Annotated in this window: 22 protein-coding genes and 1 tRNA gene; 5 read left to right on the plus strand and 18 right to left on the minus strand. The window is 71.4% G+C overall.

The genetic code is table 11. The features are described 5' to 3' along the window. The first annotated feature begins 7 nt into the window (after positions 1 to 7). Positions 8 to 667 carry a cyclase family protein gene (locus AS188_RS14840; protein ID WP_058859490.1) on the plus strand — a complete coding sequence of 220 codons (660 nt, stop codon included), beginning with the start codon at positions 8 to 10 and terminating at the stop codon, positions 665 to 667. Between the two features lie 16 nt (positions 668 to 683). Here AS188_RS14840 and AS188_RS14845 read toward each other — a convergent pair whose 3' ends face one another. From AS188_RS14845 to AS188_RS14855, 3 genes are all read right to left on the minus strand, one after another. After that, entirely contained in the window at positions 684 to 1,367 is a 684-nt protein-coding gene (locus AS188_RS14845) for an HAD family hydrolase (RefSeq protein ID WP_058859989.1), read from the minus strand. A gap of 27 nt (positions 1,368 to 1,394) precedes the next feature. Beyond that, on the minus strand, positions 1,395 to 2,762 hold the full coding sequence (locus AS188_RS14850) for an outer membrane protein assembly factor BamB family protein (protein ID WP_058859491.1): 1,368 nt from the start codon (positions 2,760 to 2,762) through the stop codon (positions 1,395 to 1,397). Between the two features lie 141 nt (positions 2,763 to 2,903). Continuing rightward, the gene (locus tag AS188_RS14855; RefSeq protein WP_058859492.1) at positions 2,904 to 4,487 is read right to left on the minus strand and encodes a M28 family peptidase; all 1,584 of its coding nucleotides are present in this window, start codon (positions 4,485 to 4,487) and stop codon (positions 2,904 to 2,906) included. 245 nt (positions 4,488 to 4,732) lie between these two features. Between AS188_RS14855 and AS188_RS14860 the strand changes: the two genes are divergently transcribed. Next, positions 4,733 to 4,809, plus strand: a tRNA-Pro gene (locus tag AS188_RS14860). 279 nt (positions 4,810 to 5,088) lie between these two features. Then, positions 5,089 to 5,322 carry a hypothetical protein gene (locus AS188_RS14865; protein WP_058859493.1) on the plus strand — a complete coding sequence of 78 codons (234 nt, stop codon included), beginning with the start codon at positions 5,089 to 5,091 and terminating at the stop codon, positions 5,320 to 5,322. A gap of 112 nt (positions 5,323 to 5,434) precedes the next feature. Here the strand turns inward: AS188_RS14865 and AS188_RS14870 are convergent, their stop codons facing one another. The 14 genes from AS188_RS14870 to AS188_RS14930 all read right to left on the minus strand — a co-directional run bounded on the left by AS188_RS14870 (position 5,435) and on the right by AS188_RS14930 (position 18,567). Continuing rightward, the gene (locus AS188_RS14870) at positions 5,435 to 6,154 is read right to left on the minus strand and encodes a hypothetical protein (RefSeq protein WP_058859494.1); all 720 of its coding nucleotides are present in this window, start codon (positions 6,152 to 6,154) and stop codon (positions 5,435 to 5,437) included. 34 nt (positions 6,155 to 6,188) lie between these two features. Further along, complete coding sequence (locus AS188_RS14875; protein ID WP_058859495.1) at positions 6,189 to 7,655, minus strand: hypothetical protein; 1,467 nt, start codon at positions 7,653 to 7,655, stop codon at positions 6,189 to 6,191. Between the two features lie 152 nt (positions 7,656 to 7,807). After that, a complete protein-coding gene (locus AS188_RS16985; protein ID WP_157570930.1) occupies positions 7,808 to 7,972 on the minus strand; it encodes a sortase family protein in 165 nt (54 codons plus the stop codon). A gap of 37 nt (positions 7,973 to 8,009) precedes the next feature. Further along, positions 8,010 to 9,257 carry an IS256 family transposase gene (locus AS188_RS14880; protein WP_058857610.1) on the minus strand — a complete coding sequence of 416 codons (1,248 nt, stop codon included), beginning with the start codon at positions 9,255 to 9,257 and terminating at the stop codon, positions 8,010 to 8,012. Positions 9,258 to 9,353: 96 nt separating this feature from the next. Then, a complete protein-coding gene (locus AS188_RS14885; protein WP_083529491.1) occupies positions 9,354 to 9,974 on the minus strand; it encodes a class F sortase in 621 nt (206 codons plus the stop codon). Positions 9,975 to 9,978: 4 nt separating this feature from the next. Next, positions 9,979 to 10,854, minus strand: a complete 876-nt coding sequence (locus AS188_RS14890; protein WP_058859497.1) for a type II secretion system F family protein — start codon at positions 10,852 to 10,854, stop codon at positions 9,979 to 9,981. A 163-nt stretch (positions 10,855 to 11,017) separates the two neighbouring features. Next, a complete protein-coding gene (locus AS188_RS14895) occupies positions 11,018 to 12,355 on the minus strand; it encodes an ISL3 family transposase (RefSeq protein WP_236945002.1) in 1,338 nt (445 codons plus the stop codon). Between the two features lie 60 nt (positions 12,356 to 12,415). Further along, on the minus strand, positions 12,416 to 13,330 hold the full coding sequence (locus AS188_RS14900; protein ID WP_058859498.1) for a type II secretion system F family protein: 915 nt from the start codon (positions 13,328 to 13,330) through the stop codon (positions 12,416 to 12,418). After that, positions 13,330 to 14,841: a TadA family conjugal transfer-associated ATPase gene (locus AS188_RS14905; RefSeq protein ID WP_058859499.1), complete on the minus strand. Its 1,512-nt coding sequence runs from the start codon at positions 14,839 to 14,841 to the stop codon at positions 13,330 to 13,332. The genes AS188_RS14900 and AS188_RS14905 overlap by 1 nt, the downstream gene beginning before the upstream one ends. Next, entirely contained in the window at positions 14,838 to 16,067 is a 1,230-nt protein-coding gene (locus tag AS188_RS14910; RefSeq protein ID WP_058859500.1) for a CpaE/TadZ family protein, read from the minus strand. The genes AS188_RS14905 and AS188_RS14910 overlap by 4 nt, the downstream gene beginning before the upstream one ends. Continuing rightward, positions 16,064 to 16,810, minus strand: a complete 747-nt coding sequence (cpaB, locus tag AS188_RS14915; protein ID WP_058859501.1) for a Flp pilus assembly protein CpaB — start codon at positions 16,808 to 16,810, stop codon at positions 16,064 to 16,066. Before cpaB ends, AS188_RS14910 begins: the two co-directional genes overlap by 4 nt. A 54-nt stretch (positions 16,811 to 16,864) precedes the next feature. Further along, positions 16,865 to 17,881 (minus strand): pilus assembly protein TadG-related protein, encoded by a 1,017-nt coding sequence (locus tag AS188_RS14920; protein WP_058859502.1) that lies wholly within the window; start codon positions 17,879 to 17,881, stop codon positions 16,865 to 16,867. Then, entirely contained in the window at positions 17,869 to 18,240 is a 372-nt protein-coding gene (locus AS188_RS14925) for a TadE/TadG family type IV pilus assembly protein (protein WP_058859503.1), read from the minus strand. The genes AS188_RS14920 and AS188_RS14925 overlap by 13 nt, the downstream gene beginning before the upstream one ends. A gap of 105 nt (positions 18,241 to 18,345) precedes the next feature. Then, positions 18,346 to 18,567, minus strand: coding sequence for a Flp family type IVb pilin (locus AS188_RS14930; protein ID WP_058859504.1), 222 nt, complete (start codon positions 18,565 to 18,567; stop codon positions 18,346 to 18,348). 311 nt (positions 18,568 to 18,878) lie between these two features. Here AS188_RS14930 and AS188_RS14935 point away from each other — a divergent pair, with 311 nt between their 5' ends. Both AS188_RS14935 and AS188_RS14940 read left to right on the plus strand, forming a co-directional pair. Continuing rightward, entirely contained in the window at positions 18,879 to 20,255 is a 1,377-nt protein-coding gene (locus AS188_RS14935; RefSeq protein ID WP_204356396.1) for an MFS transporter, read from the plus strand. Positions 20,256 to 20,340: 85 nt separating this feature from the next. Beyond that, positions 20,341 to 21,180 (plus strand): IS5 family transposase, encoded by an 840-nt coding sequence (locus AS188_RS14940; protein WP_058859505.1) that lies wholly within the window; start codon positions 20,341 to 20,343, stop codon positions 21,178 to 21,180. Between the two features lie 247 nt (positions 21,181 to 21,427). Here AS188_RS14940 and AS188_RS14945 read toward each other — a convergent pair whose 3' ends face one another. Further along, the gene (locus AS188_RS14945; protein ID WP_058859506.1) at positions 21,428 to 22,156 is read right to left on the minus strand and encodes a prepilin peptidase; all 729 of its coding nucleotides are present in this window, start codon (positions 22,154 to 22,156) and stop codon (positions 21,428 to 21,430) included. Positions 22,157 to 22,296: the final 140 nt, after the last annotated feature.

The following is a 22,296-nucleotide window of genomic DNA, read 5'->3' on the forward strand; positions in this document are numbered from 1 at the left end:
GCCCCCCGTGCGCGTCGTCGACCTCAGCCGCCCGGTGACCGCGGGGATGCCGGTGTTCCCCGGCGATCCCCCGGTGGAGACCCGTCCCGCGGCGACCGTGGCCGCCGACGGCTTCCGCGTCACGGCCCTGCACCTGGGCACGCACACGGGCACGCACGTGGACGCCCCCGCGCACCTGTTCGAGGGCGGGGCCGCGGTGGACGAGCTCGACCCCGCCGCCCTGGTCGGCCCCGCACGGGTCGTGGACGCGACCGGCCGCGCCCCGGGGGCCGTGATCGGCTGGGACGAGGTCGCGGAGCAGCTGGCGGACCTCGCCGCCGGGGAGGTCGTGCTCGTGCGCACGGGATGGGACGCGTGCTTCGGCACCGACCGCTACCTGGCCCCGCCCGTCCTGGACCCCGGGCTGGCCCGGCGGCTGGTCGCCGCCGGGGTGCGCGTGCTCGGCACCGACACCCTCAGCCCGGACCCCGTCCCGGACGCCGCCGGACCGGGGGCCCTGCCCGTGCACGAGGTCGTCCTCGGCGCGGGCGGGGTGATCGTGGAGAACCTCGCGGGCCTCGCGGCGGTGGACCGGCCGGGGGCGCTGTTCGTGGCGCTGCCGCTGCCGCTCACCGGTCTGGACGCCTCTCCGGTGCGGGCGGTCGCCCTGTGGCCGGGCACCGCCTGAGGCAGGCCCGGGCGGCTCAGGCGGCGCGGCGGGCGAGCGGGCTGCCGTCGAAGGCCTCGAGCAGGGCCTGCGGGTCGGCGTAGTACTCCACGGCGCCGGCCTCGCGCAGCTCGGCCTCGCTGATCCCGCCGCTGCCCAGCCCGACCGTGTCCATCCCGAGCCGGCGGGCGGCCACGACGTCCCAGCGGGCGTCGCCGACCACGACCGTCTCCTCGGCGCGCAGCCCGCCGGCCTCGAGCGCGGCGGCGAAGATGTCCGGCTCGGGCTTGCTGTGCTCGGCGTCGGTGGCCGTGGTGACGGCGGTGAGGACGTCGTCGACGTCGAGGGCCGTGCGCATCGCGGCGACCTCGGCGGCGTTCGACGACGACGCGAGCACGACGGCGAGGCCCTCCTCGGCGCAGCGGCGCAGCAGCTCGACCGCGCCGCGGGTGGGCGTGAGCCCGGGCCAGTGCACGGAGAACAGGCTGCCGTGGGCGTCCCCGATGGAGGCGTCCTGGTCCCGGTCGCGGTCGGCGGGCAGCAGCTCGTCGATCAGCTGCTCGGAGCCCATGCCGATCAGCCGGTGGATGCGGGACATCGGCACGTCCCAGCCCTTCTGGTTGAAGGCGTGCCACCACGCGACCGTGTGCAGGTAGCTGGAGTCGATGAGGGTGCCGTCGACGTCGAAGAGGACGCCGCGCGGGGATCCGGGGGTGCTCATGGTCCCCAGCATGCCACCGCGGACGGCTCAGCGGCCGGTGCGGCGCCCCCGGCGCAGGACGAGGAGGGTGAGCGCGGCGATCGCCCCGACGGCCAGGAGCCCGGTGCCGAGCGGCGCCAGCACGGCCCCGGCGGTGCGGCCGGTGAGCGCGTCGAGGTCGAGGACGTGCACGCGCCCGTCGTGGCCGCCGGCGAGCACGGCGTCATCGACGACGACGGGCCCGGCCGGGGCCAGGGGCTGGTCCGAGACCTGCTGCCGGCCCCGGGGCAGCCCGGTCGCGGCGTCGAGGGCGCCCACCGCGCCCGTGGTCGTCGAGTAGACGACCGCGCCGTCGACCACCGCCGGCGCGGCCTTGACGGGCCCGGAGCCGTGGGCCCAGCGCTGCCGGCCCGTGCGCAGATCCAGGGCGTGCAGCCGCTCGGTCGTGGGGCTGCCGACGTAGACGGTGCCGTCGGCGACCACCGGCGCCCCGGACTTGTTGTCGACCACGAAGGGCCCGTCCCCGAGCCGGGTCTCCCACAGCAGCTCCCCGGTCGCCGCGTCGAAGCCGTGCGCCCAGTGCTCGAGGTGCTCGAGCGGGCCGAGGTCGCGGTGGGAGGTCGTGACCACGATCCCCTCGGACACGGCCGGCGGCACGTCGTCGAGCCCGGAGTCCGCCTGCGGCACCGGGGTCTGCCACGCCGTCGTGCGGGCGGCCATGTCGTAGGCGACCACGCGGGGCTCGTCGTAGAGGCCCGCGGTGTAGAGGATCCCGTCCTCGGCCGCCGGGGCGGCCATGCTGACCACGGCCCCGATCTCGACGCGCTCGAGCAGCTCGCCCGTCGCGGCGTCGAGCACGTGCAGGTGCCGGTCGCCGGCTGCGGCGTGGATCCGGCCCCCGTGCAGGACGGGGGTGGGCATGACGTGGCCGTCCACGGCGTGCTGCCACCTCCGCTCGCCCGTGGCGGCGTCGAGGGCCAGGACCCCGCCGGGGCCGTCGCCGCGGATGCCGTCCGCGCGCTCCTCGCCGCGGTCGCCGTAGCCGACCCACACCGTGCCGTCCGCGACGATCATCTCGGAGTGGATCCAGTTGGGCGCCTGCGCCTGCCACAGCTGCTCGCCCGTGGCGAGGTCGAACGCGTGCAGCGTGCCGCTGCCGTGGGTGCCCACGTACAGCCGGTCGCCCACGACCACCGGGGTCGAGCGGACCTCGTCCGGCAGGGCGAAGCCGCCCGGGAACGGCTCGACCGACCCGTCCGTGGTGAGCACCGGGTTCTTCTCGGGGGTCAGGCGGTACTGCGTCCACTCCTGCGGGTCCTCGACGGGGGCCCGGTCGGCCGGCGCGGCGGTCGCGGCCGGGAGCGGGCCGAGCGCCAGGGCGGCGCCGAGGAGCAGGGTGGCGCGGGCGGTGTCCATGGCAGACCATTGTCCACCGCCGCGCCGTCGTCGTCCCCGGTCCGGGGACATTCACCCGATCCTCCCGGGAACGGCGGAACGACCCCGCCCGGACGCGGTGCGTCCGGGCGGGGCCGTGCGGTACGGGACCGGGTCAGCCGCTCAGGCGGTCGCCCTGTCGTGCCCGTGGCCGCGGCCGTGCTCGGAGTGCGGGCCGTGGCCGCGGTCCTTGCCCTGCGGGTGGCCCAGCGCGCCCTGGCCCTTCTGCTTGTAGGGCTCGCCCACGCCGTTGACGTCGTGGGTCGTGGTCGCGTAGCGCAGGACGACGGCGGCCGCCGCGTCCGCCATCTGCTCCATGCCCTCGAGGTTGACGTTGGAGAGGTCGTCGCACGCGGTGTGGTAGCACTCGTCGTAGGCGACCCCGGCCTGGCCGCCGAACAGCGCGGCCTGCTCCTCGGTCTTCACGCCCTCGGCTCCGGTGAACAGCCCGCCGGAGGGGACGTCCGCGGCGATGAAGGGCCCGTAGTCGCTGCGGCCGCTGAACTCCGTCTCCCCGGAGGTCAGGCCCACCTGGGCGAAGTGCTCGTGGAAGGCGGCCTCGATCGCCCCGGACCCCTCGGGGACGTTCGTGTCACCGGGGTCGAAGGCGGAGGCGTCGCCGTCGTAGACGAAGCGGCCGTAGTTTGGCGAGCCGATCATGTCGAAGTTCAGGTACAGCGCGATGTCCTCGAGGCCCTCGGGGTCGTTGTCCTGGAGGTCGCCCACGTAGTGCTCGGCGCCCAGCAGGCCCAGCTCCTCGGCGCCCCACCAGGCGAAGCGGACCTGGTTCTCCGTCCTCGTCTTGGCCATGGCCTCGGCGATCGCCAGGATGCCGGCGGAGCCGGTGCCGTTGTCGCTGATGCCCGCGCCCTCGGTCACGCCGTCGAGGTGGGCGCCGACCACGACCGTGTTCTCGGGGTCGCCGGTGCGGGTCTCGGCGAGCACGTTGGCGGTGGTGCGCAGCTCGGAGACGGTCTCGGTGCGCACGGTGACCGTGCCGGCGTCGAGCAGCCCGACGCCGGCCGCGTAGCTCAGCCCGACCGTCGGCAGGGTCGTGGCCTCCGGGGAGCCGAGGGTGCCGATGACGACGCCCTCGTTGCCGGGGGCGCCGCCGTTGAAGATCAGCACGGCGGTGGCGCCGGCGGCCTCGGCGTTGGCGGCCTTGTCCCCGAAGGGGCAGGTGCCGCGCTGGATCAGGGCGATGTTCCCGGGCACGAACCCGGCGAAGTCGCTCGCCTCGCAGCCGCTGGAGGAGGAACCCGCGGTGCCGTCGGTGTCCACGGCCTGGACCGTCCCGGTGACGGTCCCGGAGCCGGAGTAGGACATCACGGCGACGTCCTCGGCGGCGAGCGCGGTGCCGTCGGCGGTGACGGTCGCGGGGCTGAGCTCCTCGAAGTACGGGAACCGGAACTCCTGGACCCGGGGCTCGTAGCCGGCCGCGCGCAGCCGCTCGACGACGTAGTCGACGCTGGCCTGGTAGCCGGGCTGCCCGGAGGCGCGGTTGCCGCCGTTGGCGTCGGCGATCCGCTGGAACGCCTCGAGGTGGGTGGTGAGCGCGGCCTGCGAGACGGCCTGGGTGAGCTTGGCCGTGGTGTTGTTGTTGCTGTTCTCGCGCGTGGGTGCGGCCACGGCGGAGGTCGCCGTGAGGGTGAGGGCGCCGGCGAGGGCGGCCGAGGTGATCCAGCGACTGGGCATGCGGGGGGACATGGAACCTCCTGGGCAGGGGCCGGACGGAGGGATGCCCCTGCGCGGCCCGATTCACAGCTCCGCGCGGATGACGCGGATTTGCACATGCTCACAGCAGGGTTACTGAGGGGTCAACGACTTTCGTCCAGAGTTCGTGATCTGCCTCACAGGGCGGCGACACGCCCCGTGCATCCCGCCCGGATTTCGCGACGGCGGGAGGCCGTGGCTATGATGGAGCAGTTGTTTCCGGCCGAGGCCGGGGACCACGGGATGTGGCGCAGCTTGGTAGCGCGCGTCGTTCGGGACGACGAGGTCGCAGGTTCAAATCCTGTCATCCCGACCAGCTGTGAAAGGCCCCGGACCGCTTCGGTCCGGGGCCTTTCGCGTGCCCGCGCCCGCACGTCCGACGACGGGTACGGGCCGCGGCGGACTGTCCCCGCAAGAATCGACACCCCCCGCCCACAAAGTCGCAAATGCATGAATTAGACTCGCGGCAACGGGTCCGACCGCCCGGCAGCAGGGGGATCCGGGCGATCCACCGCTCCCCTGCCCCGCGGTCGCCGAGCCCGTGGCACGGGCGCCGGGGGCGTCCGGGAACCGATCGCTCCGGGGGGAGAACTTCATGGATACCGACATCGACCGCGTCCTCGACGCGACGGGCGACGGCGTGCTGGGCGCCGCGCTGCAGCTGTTCACGGACTGGTCCCTGTGGCTGGGCGTCGCCCTGATCGTGGCGGCCGTGGTCAGCTCCGCGCTGACGAAGAAGGTCCCGTGGACCCGCGAGGCCTCCGTGTGGCTGTACTCGATGGCCGCCACCGCCTGCTTCGCCGTGCACTGGGCGACCGGCTCCGTCTGAGCCGCGCACGCCGAGGGGCCGGGCCCCGCCGCACCCGGTGCGGCGGGGCCCGGCCCTTTCCCGTCCGTCCCTCGACCCCGGTCCGCCCCGACGGGTCCGGCCGGGGCGCGGGCTACTTCGCGCGGGCCGGGGCGAGGACCAGCGTCTCGTCCCCACCCTCGACGTCCCGGTCGGCCAGGGTCCACCCGGAGCGCAGGAGCTGCTCGGCGAGGTCCCCGGTGAGCACCGTGTCCGCGCCGGCCCGGCCCAGCTCCTCCTCGAGGGCGCGGGTGAGCGCCTCCTCGGAGAAGGGCCCGTCCGGTCCGGCCAGCTCCGGGTCCGCCAGGTCCTCGAGCACGCACAGCCCCTCGCAGGAGAGCTCGATCATCAGCCCGGCCTCGAGCCGGGTGGAGGTGGTCGTGGTGGTCGACGTCGTGGTCCGCTCCGTCAGCTGCCCGGAGAACTCCCCCGCGGCCGGTGCCGCCGGGGCCTGCACGGGCGCCTGCACCGGGACCTGGACGGGGGCCGCCACGGGAGCCGGGGCCGGGGCCGCCACGGCACTCGCCCCCTGGGACGAGCCGCCGCCGGACGCGGCGGGCGCGCCGCCGGAGCCGCCGGAGCCGCCGGCGGCCGCTCCACCGCCGCCCCCGGAGCCGGACGCCGGGGCCTCCGTGTCCGGGGCGGGCCGCGAGGTGGGCTGCGGCTCCGGGTCCGGGGACGGGGTCGCCGTGGTCAGGGGCGGGAGCGGCTCGTAGGTGTGCGCGGACCGGGCCTCGGCGGCGGCGCCGCCGCAGCCGGTGAGCGCCGCGAGCGAGAGCGCGGCCAGGGCGAGGATGCGGGTTCGCTGGGTCATCGGGTTCTCCAGGAGCGAGGGGGTCGGGACGCGGTCAGGAGGCCGGGTCGGGATCGGCGGGCCGGCGGCGGCGCAGCGCCCAGGACCCGAGGCCGGCGCCCACGGCGAGCAGCGCCAGGAGCCCGGTGGTCAGCTGCTGCGGGGCGGCGGCGGCCCGGACGCCCCCGGTGCCGGTGTCCGCCGTGACGGCCTCGGCGTAGGCGGCGCCGTAGCCCGCGCCGTACCCGGCGCCGGCGCTGCCGGCGACGGTCGTGGTCGTCTCGGTGACGGTTTCGGTGTGCGTGCTCGTCGACTCCTCGAAGAGCACGAAGGCCTCCAGGCTCGCCTGCACGCGCTGCGCGGCCTCGGGGGCGATCACCACGACCGGCACGGACCGCTCGGGCGCTGTACTACCCCCGTCTTCGGGGCCCGGCCGCACCGCGCCGTCCCCGGACGTCCCCTCCCGGGGTGCGTCGGCGCCGTCGGTGGTGTCCGGGTCCTCGGGGGTGCCCCCCTCCCCCGGAGTGGGGTCGGCGCCGGCGGTCGGCTGCGCCCCGTCGTCGTCGGCCCCGTCCCCGGCGGGCGCGTCGGGTGCCGCCGCGATCTCGAAGGCCGTGCGCGCGGACCAGCTCAGCTCGCGGTCTTGACCGGCGATGAACAGGTCGCGGTAGTCCTCGTCGGCGAGGACGGTGAGCTCGGTCGTGGGCGTCGTGGCGGTCACGGTCACGGCGAGCTCGCCCGCGGTGGTGCCGGCAGGGACGGCCAGGTCGAGCACCTGCCGGCCGCTCTCCGCGCGGAACGTCCGCTCGCGGGTCCCGTCGGCGAAGGCGACCGGCCCGTCGAGGGTCACGGTCGTGGCGTAGGCGATCTCCGGCAGCTCGACGAGCAGACGCTCGGGGCTGCCGTCGGGAGCGGTGTCCACCGAGATCGCCCCGTCCTCCTGGGCCTGGAGGACGGGCACGACGCGGCGGGCCTGCTCGAGCATCGCGGCGGCGCGCTCGAGGTGGGAGTCCTCGAGCCCGGACAGCTCCGGGTTCGGAGCCTCGGCCGTCGCCAGGGAGCGCACGGCCCAGTGGACGGCCCGCGCCTCGTGCGCGTCGTCGGTCGCGCCGAAGACGGAGAGCAGGTACCCGGCCAGGGCGGCACTGTCCCGCTCCCAGTAGACGGGGGTGCCGCCGGCCCTCTCGCCGACGACCTGCGTCCAGCCGCCGTCGGGGTCGTCGACGGGCTGGGTCACGGCGTAGTGCTCGTCGTCGAGCACCTCCTCGTCCAGCGGGGCCAGGGGCTGGTCCTCGTCGAGGCCGTAGCCGGTGTCCCCGTTGCTCAAAGAGACGGGGGTGAAGTAGTGCTCCGGCCCGGTGGCCGGGGTGCCCTCGGGGAGCTCCACCGCGGTGCCGTCGATCGCCACGGGCGCGGCGGCGGCCGGGGCCGCGGTCAGCAGCGGGCCGGCGACCGCGGTGGTGCCGGCGAGCACCGCGGCGGCGAGCAGCCGGGGGCGGCGGGCGGGCAGGGTGGAGGGCATGGAGGTCTCCTGGGGAGGGGCGGGAGGGGTGGTGCGCCGGGCGCTCCACCGTCGTTTACCAATGTAATTGCATGAGTTGCCGGCGTCTCGCGGAAGACGCCGTGCGACGGGCGGTGTACCCGCAAGAGCGGACAGTCCCGCGTCGCGGGCCGTCACGGGACCGGGGCCGTCTCGGGGTCGAGGGCGAGGTCGACCACGAGGTTGTTCGTGTAGGACCACGTGGGCGAGCCGTCGGGGCGGACGTAGTCGCCCGAGCACGTGACCAGGGACAGCCCGGGCTCGCCGGTGAGCTCGAAGACGTCCTGCGGCAGGGTCAAGCCCCCGGGAGTGGTGTAGCGATCCTTCGTGCGGGGATCAGGCGGTGAGGGCGGTCAGGGGGTCGGGGCTCACCTCGCTTCCGGTGTCGGCGACGGTGGTGAGCCGGCAGCGGGTGAGGACCTCCAGGCCGAGGTAGCGGCGGCCCTCGGCCCATTCGTCGGTCTGCTCGGCCAGCACCGCGCCGACGAGGCGGACGATGGCTGCGCGGTTGGGGAAGATCCCGACCGCGTCGGTGCGGCGCCGGATCTCCTTGTTCAACCTCTCGGCAGGGTTGTTGGACCAGATCTGCGCCCAGACGTCCTTGGGGAAGCTCGTGAAGGCGAGGATGTCCTCCCGGGCATTGGCCAGGTGCTCGGCCACCGCCGGGAGCTTCTCGGTGACGTAGTCGATGAGGCGGTCGAACTGGGCGTTCACGGCGGTGGCGTCGGGCTGGTCGTAGACGCTGTGCAGCATGGCTTTGACGGCCGGCCACATGCTCTTCGGGCAGATCGACATGAGATTGGCCGCGTAGTGGGTGCGGCACCGTTGCCAGGCGGCACCGGGCAGGTTCGCGGCGATCGCGTCCTTGAGCCCGGCATGGGCATCAGAGGTGACCAGCCGGACCCCGCCCAGTCCCCGGGCGACGAGGTCGGCGAAGAACTCGTTCCAGGCCGCCCCGGTCTCGGCCGTGGCCACCCGCATCCCGAGGACCTCCCGGTGGCCGTCGCCGTTGACCCCGGTGGCCAGCAGCACGACCGCGTTGACCACCCGCCCGCCCTCGCGGACCTTCATGGTCAGTGCGTCGGCGGCCACGAAGGTGAACGGCCCGGCCTCGCCCAGGGGCCGGTGGCGGAAGGACTCCACGTGCTCGTCGAGGTCGGTGGCCATTCGGGAGACCTGGGACTTCGACAGGGAGTTGATGCCCAGGGTCTTCACCAGCTTGTCCATCCGGCGGGTCGAGACCCCGGCGAGGTAGCAGTCGGCGACCACGGTGATCAGGGCGGATTCGGCCCGCTTGCGGCGCTCGAGCAGCCATTCCGGGAAGTAGGTGCCAGCGCGCAGCTTCGGGACGGCCACGTCGATCGTACCCATCCGGGTGTCGAGGTCGCGGTGCCGGTACCCGTTGCGCTGGGTCACCCGCTCGGGAGCGGGTCTGCCCCACTCGGCGCCGACCACCGCGTCCGCGTCGGCGGAGAGCAGCGCGTTGATCACTGTCTGCAGCAGGGTCCGCATCAAGTCCGGGGAGGCTTCGGTCAGGGCTTCGCCGAGCAGGCCGGCAGGGTCGACAATATGAGGAGCGGTCATCGTGATGATGTCCTTTCGAGGGTGCTGTGAGAGGTGAACTCGAAAGATCTCACGGTGGCCGCGCTCTCGTCCGGGACGACGAGCAGGGCCACCGCGCTACACCACTATCGGGGGCTCAACTTGCGGCAGAGCCTCACGCGGCGTGGGTTCCCGCACGGCGACCACCGTGTAGGAGTGCACCGCCCCGGCGCCGTCGGAGACCCACAGCTTCTGTCCCGGCCGCGCGGTGTGCAAGGTGCCCAGGGCGGGGGCCCCGGCGGGGTGGTCGACGTGGCCCGCCAGCACGGCGTTGCCCTGCGCGGCGCCGACCGGGGCCGACTCCTCGTACCAGCCGATCGCCGCCCGGTCCGCGTGGGTGGGCACGACCATGGCGCCGGCGCCGTCCGTGCCGACCGGCTCGAGGGCCGCGTCCACCCCGATCGACGGGGAGCACACCCGCGCCCGGGTGGTCAGGTCGCCGCAGGTCTCCGGGCCGGTGATCCCGGTGTGCGGGCCGGGGTCACCGGCCGCCCGGGCGTCGTCCGCCGACAGCGACGCGGCCCGGAGCGGACCGGGGGCGCTCACCGCGGCGGGGTCCGCGTGCTGGACGTCCCCGCCGACGACGACGGTCCCGCCCAGCTGCTGCTGCACGAGCAGGCCGGCCGCGGCGAGGGAGACGAGGGCGAGAAAAGTCGAAACAGACGACTTGCCAAATTTCATCCATTTAGTCTGCTTCATAATATTAGAGGAATGTATTCAAGACATTAATGACCGTCGGACCCAGAACAGCAATGAACAATACCGGCAGAATGAAAAGCATGAGAGGCAGAAGAATCTTGGTCGGAATTTTTTGAGCAGCCTCCTCAGCGCGCTGCTTACGTTTGATGCGCATTTCATTCGCCTGAGTCCGTAGCACAGAGGCGATAGAGATACCATAGGCGTCGGCCTGGATGACGGCGCGGGTGAACTGCCGCAGGTCGGGCACGTCGGTGCGCTGCTCGAGCGCCAAGTAGGCGTCGCGGCGCGGGATGCCCACGCGCATCTCTTGGAGGGTGCGCACGAGCTCCTCCGCGAGCGGGCCCTTGCCGTTGTGCCCGGCCCGGGCCATCGCGGACTCGAAGCCAAGGCCGGCCTCCACCGCGATCATCATCTGGTCGAGGGTGTCGGCGAGCTCGAGGCCGATCGCCTTCTGCCGCTCGATACCGCGGGAGTACAGCAGCAGCTCCGGCAGGAAGTAGCCCACCGGCACCATGACCACGGTCATCAGCAGGATCATGCCGTTGCCGCCGGTCAGGCTCAGCAGCAGCAGGCCCACGAGCAGCGCGGCGCCGAGGGCGTAGGTCTTGTACGCCAGGAGCCTCGGAATGGGCCAGCCGGCGGGCCGGCCGGCCTTGGAGTAGAGGGTCTCGAGCCGCTCCCGTCCCTTGCCGGTGGTGAGGCGCTGAGCCCAGCCGAAGTCCGGGGCTTCGCGAACGTCGGTCGAGGTAGCACTCAGGAGGCCGATGCGGAGATTCTCACGCACCATCCGATCCCCACCCCAACGGACACCGACAGCAAGCCAGATGGCCATGGCGGCGGCAGCAGCCAGAAGCAGTGGGCCGAGAAGCAGTGCAGTCATTGCATGTCCTTCACCAACAATTGAATCTTCCTAAAATTTTATTTTTACAACCTTCGACATCCAGAACCCGCCGATCGCGAACATAATCAGAGAAATTGCGATCATTCCGTAACCTAAAATCCCACTGGTGAAGAACAGCGAGACGTAATCCGGTCCTTCGGATTTAAGCGGGGGCGGCGCTGTTTCGCCAGGGCCGGTGGCCACCGGCGGCGAGCAGTGCTCGTAGCCGATAGTTGTCGAAGTTCCGGAACCCTCGGGCGACCCGTCGCATCGTCTCGATCACCCCGTTCACGGCTTCGACGGGCCCGTTCGAGGCTCCGGCGGTGTCGAAATAGGCCAGAATCGCCGCCCTCCACCGCCGTAGCGTTCTTCCGAGCCGGGCGATTTCCGGGATCGGGCAGGACGGGAACGAGGCGAGGACCTCGGCCACGAGCCGGCGCCCTTGCTCGGGGCGAGCATGGTAGACGGCTCGGAGCTTCTGATAGCAGTGCCAGGCCACAGTGACCTCGTGGTGCGGGTCCCCGGCCACCAGCTTCGCGTTCAGACGGGTGATCTGCTTGGGCGTGAGATGCTCGGCGCCGATCTGCAGGGTGCGCCGGATGCCGTAGAGCGGGTCCCCTGCCCTGCCGCGGTGGCCCAGGGTGTCCTGCTGCACGCGGCGACGCACCTCATCGACGACCTGCCCGCCGAGCTTGACCACATGGAACGCGTCGAGCACCGTGATCGCCTCCGGCAACTCGTCGCGGATCGCGTTGGCGTAGCCGTGGAACGGGTCCAGTGTGGCCGTGCGAATCCCGCTCGTGAACCCCAGGCCCTGGGTGGTGAGCCAGTCGGCGTAGACGGTTCCGGTGCGGCCCTTCACCAGGTCGAGCAGTCGCGCTCTGGGGCGGCCGTTCTCGTCGCGGGAGTGGTCCACGATCCCGGTGATGAGCCCGGTCCCGGGTGGACCCACATGGGACCAGACGTGCTCATCAACCCCCAGTGCGTCCACCCCTGCCAGCCGATCGGGCCGCTCGAGGGCTTCCTCGATCAGCGGCTTGGCGGCGTCCCACAGGGTGTGCCAGTCCACCCCAAGCATCTCGGCCAGGGCCGAGACGGCGATGTCGTGGGAACGCAGCTGCGCCACGGCCCAGGTGATGGCCCGGCGAGTCAGTTTCGCCCGCGGGGAGGCCAGCTCGTGGACCTCGCTGAACGTCATCACCTCGCAGGCGTCCTCCGGGCACCGGTAGATCCGCTTGCGCCAGAGCAGACGCACCGGCGCCCCGAAGCAGGGCAGATCGTGGACGAGGACCGACCGGCGACCCTTGGAAGCGGCTACGACCCCACACTGCGGGCATCCGGTCGGGCCCGGGGCGGTGGCCACGCCCAGCAGCAGCCCGTCCTCGGTCCTCACGACGGACTCGACGTGGATGCCGTCCACGCCCAGCATCGCGTCCGCGCGGACGCACCACCGCTCGGTGCAAGCAGACACGGCAAGGTCAGGGTCGGTACTCTCAGGCATGTCGGGGCTTTCTTCGGACGGGTTTGCTTGGTCGCTTCCCATCCAAGGAAGCCCTGACGCCTACCCGGTTCCCGACACGCCGAGAGCCCTGCTCACGGTGACGAGCCCAGCCCCCTCACCCCGCTCAAATCCGAAGGGCCCGTAATCCGGTGAGATAAACATCAGAAGGGCTGAGATGAATAGGGGCAAAGCCATCAGAATGTAGGCCGACAACTTGCCTTCCGCCGACAATGTTCTGACCTGTCGCCGTATCTGGTTTCTTTCACGAATCGTTCCAGCCACGCGGTCTAGAACCTCCGCCAGATCGCCGCCCACCTCACGGTGGATGCCAATGGCTTGGGCAACCCAGGAAAAATCCTCGGACCCCATGCGCTTGGCAACTTGACTCATGGAGGTGTCGAGGTCCATGCCGAGCCGAGTTTCGTTGACGATCCGAGTCAGCTCCTCGGAGGTTGGCACCTCGGACTCCTTCGCCACCGCGTCGACCGCGCGCAGGAGCGAGTGGCCGGCGCGGAGGGATCCGGAGAACAGCTGGAGCGTGTTGTCGAGTTGATCGGCGAAGACCCGTTTGCGCCGATTCGTCAGAAATCCGACCACGACCTTCGCGACAACCGGCGCGGCCAGCAGGAACAGGACGCCCAGCAGAAAGCCCCCGGCGATCGTGCCGATCGCCGCGGCCGCGGCCGCCCCTGCGGCGACCAGGACGAGGAAGTCGGCCGGCGAGGCCTTGATGCCGGCGTTCTCCAGGGCGGCGGCGATGCGCCGGGTCCACCCGCGCTCCTCCAGGAACTCGGAGACCGCCTCGGTGGTCACCCCGGTGAGCCGGGACAGCTGCGAGGTCTCCTGCTCCCGAGGGCTCCGCGGGGGCCGGCGGCGGTCCATGGGCAGGCGCGGGGTACGGGAGCGGAAGACCACGAAGAGCCCGAGCAGCCCCGCGAGGACGAGCAGCCCGAACCCGGTCAGCAGCGGCGCCATCAGTGCCGCCCCGGATCGAAGACGGAGGGGTGGAGCTTGATGCCGTAGTCCTCGAACTTGTCCACGAAGCGCGGGCGCACCCCGGTGGACCGGGTCGTGCCGCGGAACCGGCCGGTGCGCGGGTCCACGCCGGCGTCCCAGTCGAAGAGGAACGCGTCCTGCAGCGTCACGGTCTCGCCCTCCATGCCCTGGATCTCGGTGATGTGGGTGACCCGGCGGGTGCCGTCGCGCAGGCGCGAAAGCTGGACGACCACGTGAATGGCCGAGGCGATCTGCTCGCGGATCGCCCGCTGGGGCAGGTCCATGCCGGCCATCATCACGAGGGTCTCGAGGCGCGAGATGGTGTCGCGCGGGGAGTTGGCGTGGATGGTCGAGAGCGACCCGTCGTGGCCGGTGTTCATGGCCTGGAGCATGTCCAGGGCCTCACCGCCGCGGCACTCCCCCACCACGATCCGGTCGGGGCGCATGCGCAGGGAGTTCTTGAGCAGGTCCCGGATAGAGATCTCGCCCTTGCCCTCGATGTTGGCCGGCCGGGACTCGAGCTGGACGACGTGCTCCTGCTGCAGCTGCAGCTCCACGGCGTCCTCGATGGTCACGATGCGCTCGCCGTGCGGGATGAAGGAGGAGATGACGTTGAGCATCGTCGTCTTGCCGGTGCCCGTGCCGCCGGCCACGAGGATGTTCAGGTGCGCCTCGACGCAGGCCCGCAGCAGGTCGGCCATCTGTGGGGAGACCGAGCCGAAGCGGATGAGGTCCTCGATGGTCAGCGGGTCCTTGGCGAACTTGCGGATCGTCAGGGACGAGCCCTTGACCGCGAGCGGCGGGATGACGGCGTTGACGCGCGAGCCGTCGGGCAGGCGTGCGTCGACCAGGGGCGAGGACTCGTCGATGCGCCGGCCGACCTGGGTGACGATCTTCTCGATGACGTGGCGCAGGTCCTGCTCGGTGGCGAAGGTCGCCTCGGAGAGGAACACCTTGCCCTTCTGCTCCACGAAGATCTGGTTGGGCCCGTTGACCATGATCTCGGTGACGGAGTCGTCGTCGAGCAGCTCCTGGAGCGGGCCGTAGCCGAGCACGTCGTCGCTGACCGAGCGGATCAGCCGGATCCGCTCCTCGGAGGACATCGGCACCTGCTCCTCGGCGACGATGCGCGTGAGCTCCTTGGTGGCGAAGTCCTTGAGCTGGACGTCAGTAAGGCTCGAGTCGGACTGACGGGAGCCGATGCGGTCGAGCAGCTCCTGCTTGACCCGGTGCTTGAGCCCGGCGAGGGCGTCGAACTTCCCGACCTGCACCCGCGGGGCAGGCTCGGCCGGGGCCTCCCGCGCCGGGAGCACGAGAGCGCTGAGGTCCGGTCCGTCGTCGGCTATGTGGGAAAAACCTTCGGCGCCTGCGGGTACGGACTCCGGCGCGGGCGGCTGAGCGAAGTCATCTCCGGGCGCCGCCGCGGGAGCGTCCGAAGTCGGGGGGATGATCTCGCCGCGGGCGGCGGCGAGGCGTTCGGCGAGCTTCATGAGCGGACCAGAGCCTTCCGGCGCAGACCGCGCCGGGGGGTGGGGCGGTCGGGGGCGAAGGAGTCGATGAGGGTCTGCAGCTGCCGCGCGGCCTTGTCCTTGGGCGCGTGCAGCAACAAGGGTTCCCCGCGGTTGGTGGCGTACGGGGCCAGACGGGACCGGGGCACCACGAGGTCGACCGAGGCGCGGATCGTGGCCTCGATGTCCTGCACCGACAGTCCGGAGTTCCGGTCGGCGGCGTTGACCACGACCTGCGCACTGGGCGGGACGAGGTCGATCTCGCCGAGCAGGTCCATCTGCTTGCGCAGCCCGCGCACGCCGGGGACGTCCATGCCGGTGAGGAAGACGACGTCGGTGGCCGCCTCGAGCGCGGCGAGCGCGTGCTCGCCCATGCCCGGGGCGGTGTCGACGACGACGTACTGGAACTGTCCCGAGAGCTGCTCGAGCAGGTGGGCGACCTGGGCGCCGCCCACGAGCTCGCCCTCGGCCGGGTTGGCCGGGGTGCACAGGGCGTAGATCGAGGCGGGGTGGACGGTGAGGAAGGTCTTGAGCACCAGGGCGTCGTCGACGGCAGGGCCCGTCACAGCCTCGGTCAGCGAGTGCTCGGGAGCCAGCCGCAGCGCGGCGGCGACGTCGCCGAACTGGACGTCCAGGTCCACGATGACCGTGTTCATGGGCGCAATCCGCCCCAGGCCCACGGCGAGGTTCGTGGCGACCGTGGTCTTGCCGACCCCACCTTTGGGCGAGGTCACCACGATCGTGCGGGAGTCGTCGCGCGGAGCCGCCGGCACCGCGGGCAGCACCCCGGTCGCGGGGCCGCCGTGCGGCAGCACGCGGCGCCGGGACTCCGCGGCGTCGAGGACGCGGGAGAGCGTGGCGAGGATGCCGTCGGCGTCGGCGTCGAGGTCGAGCACGTCGCGGAACCCGGCGCGCATCGCGGCCACGGCGAGCGACATGTCCGGCGGCACGACCAGGATGAGAGCGACCTCGGGCCGTTGGATGTCGAAGACACCACCCAGGTGCAGGGCGTCGTGGAGGTCGAGGCCGGGCCCGAGCACCACCACGGTGGGCAGCTCGCCGACGGAGCGGCCGAGCAGCTCGTCCGGGGTGGCGGGCAGCGCGGTGCCGAGAACGGTCTGCACCTCGCCGGGCAGCCGGCCCTGGACGGCCTGGCGGAAACGGGAGTCATAGGCGGGGTCGCCGGTGACGAGCAGCAGGCGGCTCATGAGAAGTCCTCTCTGGTGGCGCCGTTGGCGTTCTCCTCGGCGTCCTCGGGCTCGAGCGAGAGCCAGATCCGGCCGAACTCGGAGGCGTAGACGATCTTCTCGGCGGTGTCGGCGTTGACGGCAAAGGTGACGAGCATGGTCCCCTCCGGTACGGCAGGGGTCTCGGACCCCGTGGTCTCGGCTCCGCCCTCACTCTCGGCCGATGTCGCCGTGGAGGGTGCACCCTGCACCGCGGTGACGAGGACCTTGTCCAGGTCCTTGGCGGTCCGGGAGACCCGGGCGTCGTCGCCCTCGAAGGAGACGAAGAACCCGACCCGGTCCCCGGCGGCCAGCTGGCCGCCGATCACGCGAGGCGCCTCGAGCTGGATGGTCACCTCTTGGAGACCCGCCGGGACTGGGACGGTGCCGGGCGCCTCGAGAGCCTGGCGGTCGACCAGCCTAGAGCTGAGCAACTGCTCCCCCGGCTGCAGGTCGACGCCGGCGACCTTGCCGCTCTGGCCGTCGAAGGAGGACAGCGCGCCGTCGGGCACCACGGCGGCGGGCACCGTGTGCAGGGCGACGGACTCGCCGAACTCGCCGACGGGCGTGCCCTCGGGGATCGGCGCGGTGACGAGGTAGACCTCTCGCGGCTCCTGGTCGTCGAGGGCGCGGGCGTCGGCTGTGCCGACGTAGGTGGTGACGAGGACCAGGCCGGCGATGGCCAGGACTGCCATCACGAAGCCGGCGAGAATTCGGGTCTTCACGGGAGTGTCATCCTCACGGGGTGAGCAGAGCAGGATCGGTGGAAATAAAGAGATTCAGTCGGTGAGCTCGACGACGGCCAGACCGTTGGACGGCGGCTGCGTCGAGAGCTCGTAGTCGTCGAGGGTCACGTACTCGACGAAGCGGCCGTAGATGCCCTTGTTGCAGTAGTTCGAGGACCCGGTGCAGGCCGGGTAGTTGTACTCCTCGTTCGAGGTGAACTTCCAGCCCAGGACCTCGAAGGCCACCCACGCCGTGATGGTGTACTCGGCGTTGGCGCCGGTGCCGCTGACGTTCTGGTACACGGGGAAGAGGAGGATGTTGTCGAGTGCACCGCTCTTGATCTGGGCCAGGATTTCGTCGCACACGCTCGGCAGGTTGGAACCTGTGTCGGCGGCCACGACCACCGAGACCGAGACGTCGGCGCCGCAGGCAGGATCGCTGTCGTTCTTGGCGAGCTTGTACCAGCCGAAGCCGCCGGCGGAGCCGGCCGTCCCAGAGGGGCATCCCGCCGAGTTCGAGTTGTCCTGCATGCCGATGACCACCGGTCCGTCGTCGAACTTTGCGTCGACCTCGCACTGGGCGAAGGCGATGGACAGCTGCGCCGGCCCCTTCTGCACCGCACCCCACTGTGCCCCCGAGGAAGCGCCCACGGTCGCAGTGTCCTGCCCGAGAAATCGGGCGAAGGCGAGCGACAGCGACCCCACACCGCTCTCGTCGCCTGTTGCGAGGCGGACAGCGACGCTCTGCGCCGCCATGTCGACGGAGGCCTCGGCGACGGCAGCCGCCTCGTCCTTCGCGTTGGCGTTGGCCAGCGCTTGGGCGGTGTCGGTCGGAGTCGCGCAGTCGGCACGATTCACCGCACAATCCTGCGCGATGGCCAGCGCCGCGGCATCGGCTCCCGACTGCAACTCGGCGCGCTCCTCGTAGAGCATGCCGACGTCGATGGCGAGTGCTGCGAAGCCGAGAATTACAACGAGAGAGACGGCTGTCATGACGGATACGGCTCCGCGCTCGCCATTCTCGCGATGCATCGCCCGGGCGTCGAGAAGGTGATCGATCAGCCGCCGCATCGCATGGCCGCCTCTCCGGTCAGGGTCAGACCGCCCGCGATACCGGTGAGCGTCTCGAGTTCGTGGGAGACGGTGACCGAAATCTGCTGGCCAGGAGCGCAGGTCGCCGGCGCTGCGGCAAAATTGGTTGCCTCGAGGTCGACGGCCGGGGCGGCTGTCGTTCCGCGGCTCACGGCGTCGGCCCACACGTTGCCGACCGCCATGGTTCGAGCAGTCTCCCGGGCGGCGTGAGTGAGGCTGATCTGCACGTTGTACGCCCGGCCGAACTCGATGATGCCCAGCAGAAGGGCTATGAGGATCGGCACAATGAGCGCGAACTCTACGGCAGCTGCACCACGCTCGGACCTCCATGCGTTCATGAGCCAAACCTTCCGCCACAGGACTTACGACTACGTGTTCTCCAAGCAAAGCGCCGCGGCCTCCCAGTGGGACGCCGCGGCGCTTCAGCGTTTCGGCGAGACCGATCAGGTCGCGGGGGTCTCCTCGCCGCCACCGAGCTGGCCGACCACGCCCTGGATCATTTCGCGCAGCGGATCGTTCAGCAGCGTGAGCGCGCCGATGACGACAATGGCGAGAAGGCCGACGATCAGGCCGTACTCCACGGCGGTGGCGCCCTTCTCGTCCTTCTTGAGGCGCTCGCCGGCGGCGAAGAAGACGTTCTGGATGGTGATGAGCAGAGGCAGCATGGCAGGATCCTTTGAGAGAAGGGGGTAAGAGCTCGCGCGGATAGGAGGACAGGCCCGGAGGCAACGATTCCCCGCTGCTAGCATGTGCAGCATGTCAGGCGCTTCGAGCTCGGCCGCTTGCGCGGCAGTGACCAGGACGTCCCGCTAGCGGCGGGACGTCCGGCACACAGCAACACCTCACCTGGAACGTCCAGCCGCTTCGTGATCAGACCGGAGCGGCCCTTCGTGCTACTCGGTAACTCTTCAGAGCGACGGAGCAATTGATGCTTTCAGGCACTTCCACCACTTCACGCGGGACCGGTCCCGCCCCCGTGCGCGCATGGCTCGTGCTGTGCGCGATGTCGATGCTGCAGTTCTTCATCGCGGTCGACGTGACCGTGGTCAACATCGCGCTGCCCTCGATCGGCGCGGACCTCGGCGTCGCGGGACACTCCCTCACCTGGGTCGTGGTCGGCTACACCATCACCGGCGGCGGGCTGCTGATGCTCGGCGGCCGGATCGGTGACCTTCTCGGCCGCCGCCGCACCCTCCTGGTCGGCACGAGCGTCTTCGGCGCGGCCTCCCTGCTAGCGGGCCTGGCCCCGTCCTTCCCGGTCCTGGTCGCAGCCCGCCTGCTCCAGGGTGCGGGCGAGGCCGTCGCGCTGCCAGCGGCGATGGCGACCATCGTGCTGCTCTTCCCCGAGGGGCCGCGCCGGTCGCGGGCCCTGAGCGTGTGGGCGGCCGTGGCCAGCTGCGGCCTGGTTCTCGGGTTCGCCCTGTCAGGGATCATCACCGCCCACCTGGGCTGGCGCTGGGTCTTCCTGGTCTCGGTGCCCTTCATCCTGGTCGTGATCGTGACCGCGCTGCTCCTGGTCCCAGCCGACCGGCCCGCGTCTGGCGGACGGGTCCGCCTGGACCTTCCCGGTTCACTCCTGCTGACCGCGTGCCCGCTGCTGTTCGTCTACGCCGCGGTCGAGGCGGGCGAGCCTGCCACCGGCCTGTGGGTCAGCGGGGTCGCGCTGCTGTGCGCGGTGCTGGCTGCCGCCGGGTTCGTGAGGGTCGAGTCGAGGTCGCCGAACCCGCTGGTCCCGCTGACCTTCTTCGCCGACCGCGCCCGGCTGCGGGCGAACCTGACGACGATGCTGCTCAGCGGTGCGTTGTCGACGTCGTTCCTGCTGTTCACGTTCTACCTGCAGGACAGGCTCGGCATCGGGCCTCTGGGGGCAGGCCTGACGATGCTGCCCCTCGCCGTGGCACTGATCGTGGCCTCGGTGCTCGTGCCCCGGCTGCTGGGACGCTGGGGCGCACGCGCCTGCGTGCTGGTCGGCCTGGGGGCTGCTGCCGGCGCAATGGGCGTGGTCGCGCTCGTGGCCGTCCTGGGCAGCGGAGCGACGTGGCTGCTCCCGGCGATGCTTCTGATCGCAGCGGGCATGGGCTTCGGGCTCGTGGGTCTGCAGTACATCGCCGTCAGCGGTACCACCGAGGAGGACGCCGGGATCGCCTCCGGCGTCCAGCGAGCATCCGACCAGCTCGGTGGAGCAGCCGGTGTAGCCGTCTACGTCGGCCTAGGGTTCGCACCGGCCCTGCACGCCGACGCCGGGGACCCGTTTGTGGTCGCTGCGGTGCTCGCCGTCGTCGGGCTGGTCGTCGGTGCCGTGGTCATCTCCCGCTCGCCGTCCACCGCGGCGGGGCAGCCGCAGGCCGGGTAGCAGGACCGGGGCTGCCGCGCCGCGCCCAGACGGGTACGCCGCGGCAGCCCCGCCCGTCTCCCGACGACGACGATCACAAGATCACGTGCCCGTCCTGCCCGGCTTCATCGCCGACCCTCTGTGGGAGCAGTTCCAAGCCCTGCTACCCGAACGCAACATCAACCACCCTCTGGGGTGCCACCGCCCGCGCATCCCAGACCGGGTCGTCTTCGACAAGCTTCTGGCCCGCCTCGTCCTGGGCGGCACCTACCAGCAGCACGCCGACGAGACCTGCTCGGCGACCACGATGCGAGCCCGCCGAGACGAGTGGATCCGTGCCGACGTGTTCGAACAGCTCCACCACCTGGCGCTGGAGGCCTACGACCAGGCTGTCGGCCTCGACCTGAACAACCTCGTGGTCGACGGATGCATCGTCAAGGCACCATGCGGAGGAGATAACACCGGCCACAGCCCTGTCGACCGCGGCAAATCGGGTCTCAAGAGATCGGTGCTCGTGGACGGCGGCGGGATTCCGGTCGGATGGGTGCTGGCCGGGGCCAACAGGAACGACTCTCCGCTCCTGCGACCGACGCTAGAAACCCTCGCCGTGCTCGGATTCAGGCTTCCTGAGGTCATCACAGTCCACCTGGATGCAGGCTATGACTCGGCTCGGACCCGGGATCTGCTCTCCGAGCTGGGCTGCACCCCGAACATCACTCCCAAGGGGGCCTTCCTACCTATCAGCCACACTCGTCGATGGGTCGTCGAGCGGACCAACTCATGGCACAACAGAGGGTTCTCGGCGCTGGCAAGGGTGACCGACCGGCAAGGGTGCGTGCAGAACGCCTGGGTGGCGCTGGCCAGCGCGATCATCATCATCCGCCGTCTGGTCCGGCAGTCCTGGAAGCGCTACCGGTGGGACTCTCGCCCTGCCCGGTGCCCCTGACCCATACGCGGTCCTATCCGCGCAACCTCTAAGGAAAATGGGTCCGTCAGCTCTGTCGGTATGTGCCTCGCGGCTCTCCCCGTACCGGGCTACTGACCTGCAAGAAGATTAGACTTTGCTCCAGCAAAGACACAACCATTCGTATGCATGCTCTTTGGGGGACGTCAAAGTCCGACGTAATACCTGGTCGGAGACTCCATGCATGCGCATCGAGGCGTCCGCGGACGATCCTGTCCCCCGAACGGGGTCAGTACAGGCCCGGCAGAAGGTGGTTGCGTGCGATCTGCTCGCCCCAGACCACGGCCACGAGGGCGCCGGCGAGCATCGACGGCCCGAACGACACGTCGCTGCGCAGCCCGCCCCGCCGGCTCGCCAGGACGGCCAGTCCCACGAGCGCGCCGACCACCGAGGCGAGGACCGCACCCACGAAGAGCGCACCCCAGCCCTGGTAGCCGAGGAACAGGCCCAGCACGGCGGCGAGCTTGACGTCGCCCATGCCGAGTCCGGCCGGCGAGATGAGGGCCAGCACGAGGTAGAGCGCGAAGAGCACCACGGCGCCCAGCACGGCCCGGACCAGCGCTCCCCAGATGCCGTCCACCGCGGCAGCACAGGCCAGCAGCACGAACCCGAAGCCCAGGGCGGGCAGGACGACAGCGTTGGGCAGAAGGTGGTGGCGCAGGTCGATCACGGTGAGCACGACCGCGGTCGCGGCGAGGAACAGGTGCGCCGGCAGCTGCCAGGACAGGCCGAAGACGAAGGCTGCGGCCGTGAAGAGCACCGCAGTGACCACCGCGAGGAGCGCTGAAGAATCGACACTGGAAGCAGGGGATTCAGCATCGGACGCGGAACCGTCGGGCAGCACGGGGGCGGGGCTGTGACGGCGGATCACCCGGGGCAGGAAGGCCCCCACGAGCGCCCCGGCGAGAGCGGCGACCAGCAGCAGCCAGAGGGGGGCGGCGCCCACGACGGTCTCCACGCATCAGCTCCTGCGGGACGGGGGCGCATCGGGGGACGCCCGGGGTCGGAGCCGTCCCCACTCCTGGGGGACGAACGGCACCGACACTAGCCGAAGGACCGGACCCGAAAGTGTCGCGGCACGTCGGACGGCATTTTGGA

The sequence above is a fragment of the Kocuria flava genome (assembly GCF_001482365.1).
Classification (GTDB): Bacteria; Actinomycetota; Actinomycetes; order Actinomycetales; family Micrococcaceae; genus Kocuria; species Kocuria flava.

Bases quoted from the DNA above. Each gene is read 5' to 3' on its own strand.
- AS188_RS14845 (WP_058859989.1), bottom strand. From the start codon at position 1,367: ATGAGCACCCCCGGATCCCCGCGCGGCGTCCTCTTCGACGTCGACGGC.
- AS188_RS14850 (WP_058859491.1), bottom strand. From the start codon at position 2,762: ATGGACACCGCCCGCGCCACCCTGCTCCTCGGCGCCGCCCTGGCGCTC.
- AS188_RS14855 (WP_058859492.1), bottom strand. From the start codon at position 4,487: ATGTCCCCCCGCATGCCCAGTCGCTGGATCACCTCGGCCGCCCTCGCC.
- AS188_RS14865 (WP_058859493.1), top strand. From the start codon at position 5,089: ATGGATACCGACATCGACCGCGTCCTCGACGCGACGGGCGACGGCGTG.
- AS188_RS14870 (WP_058859494.1), bottom strand. From the start codon at position 6,154: ATGACCCAGCGAACCCGCATCCTCGCCCTGGCCGCGCTCTCGCTCGCG.
- AS188_RS14875 (WP_058859495.1), bottom strand. From the start codon at position 7,655: ATGCCCTCCACCCTGCCCGCCCGCCGCCCCCGGCTGCTCGCCGCCGCG.
- AS188_RS14880 (WP_058857610.1), bottom strand. From the start codon at position 9,257: ATGACCGCTCCTCATATTGTCGACCCTGCCGGCCTGCTCGGCGAAGCC.
- AS188_RS14885 (WP_083529491.1), bottom strand. From the start codon at position 9,974: ATGAAGCAGACTAAATGGATGAAATTTGGCAAGTCGTCTGTTTCGACT.
- AS188_RS14890 (WP_058859497.1), bottom strand. From the start codon at position 10,854: ATGACTGCACTGCTTCTCGGCCCACTGCTTCTGGCTGCTGCCGCCGCC.
- AS188_RS14895 (WP_236945002.1), bottom strand. From the start codon at position 12,355: ATGCCTGAGAGTACCGACCCTGACCTTGCCGTGTCTGCTTGCACCGAG.
- AS188_RS14900 (WP_058859498.1), bottom strand. From the start codon at position 13,330: ATGGCGCCGCTGCTGACCGGGTTCGGGCTGCTCGTCCTCGCGGGGCTG.
- AS188_RS14905 (WP_058859499.1), bottom strand. From the start codon at position 14,841: ATGAAGCTCGCCGAACGCCTCGCCGCCGCCCGCGGCGAGATCATCCCC.
- AS188_RS14910 (WP_058859500.1), bottom strand. From the start codon at position 16,067: ATGAGCCGCCTGCTGCTCGTCACCGGCGACCCCGCCTATGACTCCCGT.
- AS188_RS14920 (WP_058859502.1), bottom strand. From the start codon at position 17,881: ATGCGGCGGCTGATCGATCACCTTCTCGACGCCCGGGCGATGCATCGC.
- AS188_RS14925 (WP_058859503.1), bottom strand. From the start codon at position 18,240: ATGAACGCATGGAGGTCCGAGCGTGGTGCAGCTGCCGTAGAGTTCGCG.
- AS188_RS14930 (WP_058859504.1), bottom strand. From the start codon at position 18,567: ATGCTGCCTCTGCTCATCACCATCCAGAACGTCTTCTTCGCCGCCGGC.